Annotated in this window: 3 protein-coding genes; 2 read left to right on the top strand and 1 reads right to left on the bottom strand. The window is 45.4% G+C overall.

From position 1 onward, the window contains the following. Positions 1-1,909: TonB-dependent receptor (locus WBA23_RS02415; protein ID WP_424580649.1), on the top strand; the 1,909-nt coding region annotated here is incomplete at its 5' end. A 51-nt stretch (positions 1,910-1,960) separates the two neighbouring features. On the opposite strand, the gene WBA23_RS02410 is transcribed toward WBA23_RS02415, so the two are convergent. Continuing rightward, positions 1,961-3,265, bottom strand: coding sequence for a cryptochrome/photolyase family protein (locus WBA23_RS02410; RefSeq protein ID WP_424580648.1), 1,305 nt, complete (start codon positions 3,263-3,265; stop codon positions 1,961-1,963). Between the two features lie 144 nt (positions 3,266-3,409). On the opposite strand from WBA23_RS02410, the gene icd reads away from it, so the two are divergent. Next, positions 3,410-4,630: NADP-dependent isocitrate dehydrogenase (gene icd / locus WBA23_RS02405; RefSeq protein WP_424580647.1), on the top strand; the 1,221-nt coding region annotated here is incomplete at its 3' end.

The following is a 4,630-nucleotide window of genomic DNA, read 5'->3' as shown; positions in this document are numbered from 1 at the left end:
GATAGCGTTTAAAGCCACCGGCCCAGATGGTTTGGGGTTGGCCGTGCAGGGGCGTATTATTGATCAAAATCAACGAGAGGTAGCTACGTTCGAGAGTCAGCAATTTGGTATGGGACGCTTTGTACTTAAACCTGCCGCCAATCATCATTATCAAGCAGAAATCGAAGTAGCGGGAATTCCGCTAACTTTTCCGCTACCTCAGGTGCAAGAGCAAGGATTCACTCTACGGTCTATTCCCAGCTATATTTCCGATGACATAAGAATAATAGTAGAAGCCACTGGTAACGAAGGGGTGCGGGGTGGAGTATTAGTTGGGCACCAGCGGGGTATAGCTTTTACCGCTACTACCGTTGATGCCACCAGTCCTTACTTCATTGCGGAGATACCTAAAGCACTGTTTCCAGACGGTATTTGCCATCTTACTTTTTTTGATAACACCGGCAAGCCTCAGTGCGAGCGCTTAATTTTTGTTAACTATCCTACCAATCTACCTCAACTAACCATCAAAAATGATCAGCCCAGTTACGCTACTCGCAAAAAAGCAGTTCTTCGGCTAAATCTAGAAGATAAAGATCAGCAACCGTTATCGGCGTTTGCTTCGCTCACGATTACCAACCCTAACCGAATTCGCTATTTAGAGGGAAGTGAAACTATAGTTAACAATTTACTGCTTACCTCCGATCTGCGGGGAACTATCGAGCAACCGCAGTACTATTTTGATAATCTCACTGAAGAATCTTACCAAGCGTTGGATAATCTTATGCTCACTCAGGGCTGGCGGAGGTTTACCTGGAACGATGTGCTGCGGGATAGCCTGACTGCTGTGGAGCGTATTGTGGAACGGGGATTTCAGATAGAGGGACAAATGGTTCGCTACTACAAGCGCGACCAGCCGGTGAGTGGCCAGATTATGATGATGGCCGTAGACAGCTCCTACTTTTTAGTCGAGGGAAGAACCAACGAGAACGGGCAATTCACCTTTGTTGATAACCAATTCCGAGATACTACTGAATTGGTTATCCAAGCCCGGCGAGTAAAAGGCAAAAAAGAAAAACTGAAAAAGGATGTCTACATCGATCTAAAGTTACCCACCGAACCACCAGTTGATCAACCACGACGGCCCAATCAATCGGTGTGGCTAACAATGATGGCTAATTACTTAGAGCAGCAGCAAAAAATTGATCAGATTGACGAGTCTTACAATTTTGGCGAAAAAACTATTGTACTAGAAGGAGTAGAAATAAAAGGACGTAAAGATGATTTTCATGATCCATTTCGCGATGCGAACCGACTTTACAACGAACCCAGTAATAGGCTTATTCTAGACTCAATTCCGGGGGGAAACAGTGCTTTGTCAATTTTCGAACTATTACGGCGTGTACCAGGAGTACAAATAGTAGGATCGTTTCCTAATCAAACTGCTGTCATACGAGGAATGAGTGGTTTTCGTGGATCAGGCGCGTTTTATTTACTAGATGGAGTACCTGCTGATGCTCAACTAATCAACAGTATCAATATCAACGATGTCTATTATGTTGATGTACTGAAGGGTCCCTCGGCCTCCATCCTTGGTAATAGAGGGTCTGGTGCTATTGCGGTCTACACCCGACGAGGAGTCGGTGCCCCTACGGTTACCAAAAGTATGGGAATCACCAATATCACGCACCCGGGCTATTATCAGCCTCGCGAGTTCTACACTCCTCGTTATGGTACCAAAAAACCCGAGCATGTAAAGCCCGATTTTCGCTCTACCTTGCACTGGGAGCCTACCATTGTGTTTGATGAAGAAGGTAGTGCTCAAGTAGAATTTTATACTTCCGACGAAAAGGCAGATTATGATATCCGAGTGGAAGGCATCACCGCTACTGGTCAGCCATTTGCTCAACAACACTCAATTGTGGTCAAATAATCAGGTGTTCAGGATTACGCGAACACATGAGTTCACTAACACTTGAACACCCTAATTAATCGCTTCCTTATACGTTTCAATTGCACGTTCACGGGCTTGCTTGTGGTCAACCATCGGTTCGGGGTAGTCATCGGTGCCGTACTCGGGCACCCACTTTTTGATGTATTCCTCTTCTTTATCAAACTTATCGGTTTGGCTGTAAGGATTGAATATGCGAAAATAAGGCTGAGCATCTACTCCGCTACCCGCCGCCCACTGCCAACCGCCGTTGTTGTTAGCCAATTCGTAGTCAAGCAGTTTTCGGGCAAAGTAGGCTTCGCCCCACCGCCAGTCAATCAGCAAATGCTTGGTTAGAAAGCTAGCAACGATCATCCGCACTCGGTTGTGCATGTAGCCGTTCTTATTTAATTCGCGCATGCCAGCGTCCACAATAGGGTAGCCGGTTCTCCCTTCGCACCACCGCGCAAAGTCGTCTTCATTGTTTTGCCAGGGAATATTGTCGTACTTCGGTTTAAACGACTTCTCTACTACTTGGGGGGCATGATATAAAATTTGCATATAAAACTCCCGCCAGATTAATTCGCTCAAGTACGTTTCGTTAATCTCTATAGCTTGGCGAGCTAGCTTACGAATACTGAGGGTTCCGTGGCGCAGATGTACTCCCAAACGGGTTGTTCCGTCTTGGGCCGGATAGTTCCGTTTTTCCTTATAGTGCTCAATAACATCTTCATCAATTCGGTTCGGGGGAATTTCAATATTCGACCGCTCGAAACCCATATCATCCAACGAAGGCATCGGAATCGAACTCGTCGGGTACCAATTATCAAACGATAAGCCAGAAGTATACGACTCTAACATTCCATCTTCTAACTTCTCTAGCCAAGATTTTTTGTAGGGAGTAAACACTTTATAAAAACTCCCGCTCCCGGTTAATATCTCATCCTTTTCAAAAATTACTTGGTCTTTATACGTCCGAAATGGAATATCCTGTTTGGTGAGTAGCTGGTTGATCACTTCATCTCGCTCCTTGGCGTAGGGTTCATAATCGTGGTTGGTATACACCGCTCGCACCGAATAGTTCTGGAGCACTTCGCGCCATATTTTCTCAGGTTTACCGTACTTCACCAGTAGCGACGAGCCTTTATCGTTTAACCGCTGATGCATGGCGCTCAGTGTGTCGTGGAGGAACATCACTCGCGCATCATCTTTATCTTCTAGATCATCTAAGATGTTCTGATCAAAAATGAAGAGCGGCAACACGGGCAAATCACCCTTCAAAGCGTGGAATAAACCGGCATTATCATCAAAGCGAAGGTCGCGACGGAACCAAAAAACAGCAATATTTTGATCGGACATAGATATTTTTTTACGACAGTTTGCTGAAAGAACCGGAAAATCTGGCCAGTGTTTTTGTATTCCCCGTTTTGTGGGGTTCGGATAGCGCGTAAAAATGTGTAATTTTGGCGCCTAATTACTTTTACAACCAATTTTAGATAAGCGATGAGCGAACAAAAAATTACAATTCAAAATGGCGACTTACAGGTACCGGATCAACCGGTTATTCCATTTATTGAAGGTGATGGTACGGGAATAGATATCTGGCCGGCTTCTAAAAAAGTGATGGATGCAGCGGTAGAGAAGGCCTACGGGGGCAGTAAGAAAATTAATTGGAAGGAAGTGTATGCCGGCCAAAAGTCATACGATAAGTCTCAAGAATGGCTTCCTGAAGAAACGTTAGATACCTTCCGAGAATATTTGGTCGGCATTAAAGGACCGTTAACTACTCCCGTGGGGGGCGGTATTCGCTCACTCAATGTAGCTTTGCGGCAAGAGCTCGATTTGTACGCTTGCGTGCGACCGGTACGTTGGTACAATGGTACTCCTTCTCCAGTAAAAGACCCTAGCACTACCGATATGGTGATCTTCCGGGAAAATACCGAGGATATTTACGCAGGTATAGAATTTCAGCAGGGTAGCGACGATGAAAAGAAGTTTGCTTCTATGCTAAAAGATACTTTTGCCGATCGATACAAGAAGGTACGTTTTCCTAATACGGCTGGCTACGGTATCAAACCCGTATCAATAGAAGGTACTGAGCGTTTGGTTCGCTCAGCTATTGAATACGCTTTCCAGTACAAACGAGGCTCCGTGACCTTGGTACATAAAGGTAACATCATGAAGTTTACCGAAGGGGCTTTCCGCGATTGGGGCTATAATTTGGCGAAAGAAGAATACGGAGCTACCGACTACGAAGGAGGCCCGTGGCAGATTATTGAGAAAGATGGTCATAAGATTATTATTAAAGATGTGATTGCGGATGCGTTTCTCCAGCAAATTCTGTTACGTCCATCAGAGTACGAAGTGATTGCCACTCTCAACCTAAATGGCGACTACGTGTCTGATGCACTGGCGGCTATTGTGGGGGGAATTGGAATTGCTCCGGGGGCCAATATCAACTACGAAACCGGTAATGCCATTTTTGAAGCTACGCACGGTACGGCTCCTAAATACGCTGGTCAAGATAAAGTGAATCCTGGCTCCGTAATGCTTTCAGGAGCGATGATGTTTGACTACTTGGGTTGGACTGAAGCAGCGGATTTAGTGAGAAAGGGAATTGAAGGCTCTATTTCAGCAAAGAAGGTGACTTACGATTTTGACCGACTGATGGACGATGCCACACTACTCAAATGTTCCGAGTTTGGCGATAGTGTGATTGAGCAT

The sequence above is a fragment of the Tunicatimonas sp. genome, from assembly GCF_049647865.1.
Taxonomy (GTDB): Bacteria; Bacteroidota; Bacteroidia; order Cytophagales; family Cyclobacteriaceae; genus Tunicatimonas.
This window is presented reverse-complemented; position numbering and strand designations above follow the sequence as displayed.

Coding starts and splice junctions, on each gene's coding strand:
- WBA23_RS02410 (WP_424580648.1), bottom strand. CDS start 3,265: ATGTCCGATCAAAATATTGCTGTTTTTTGGTTCCGTCGCGACCTTCGC.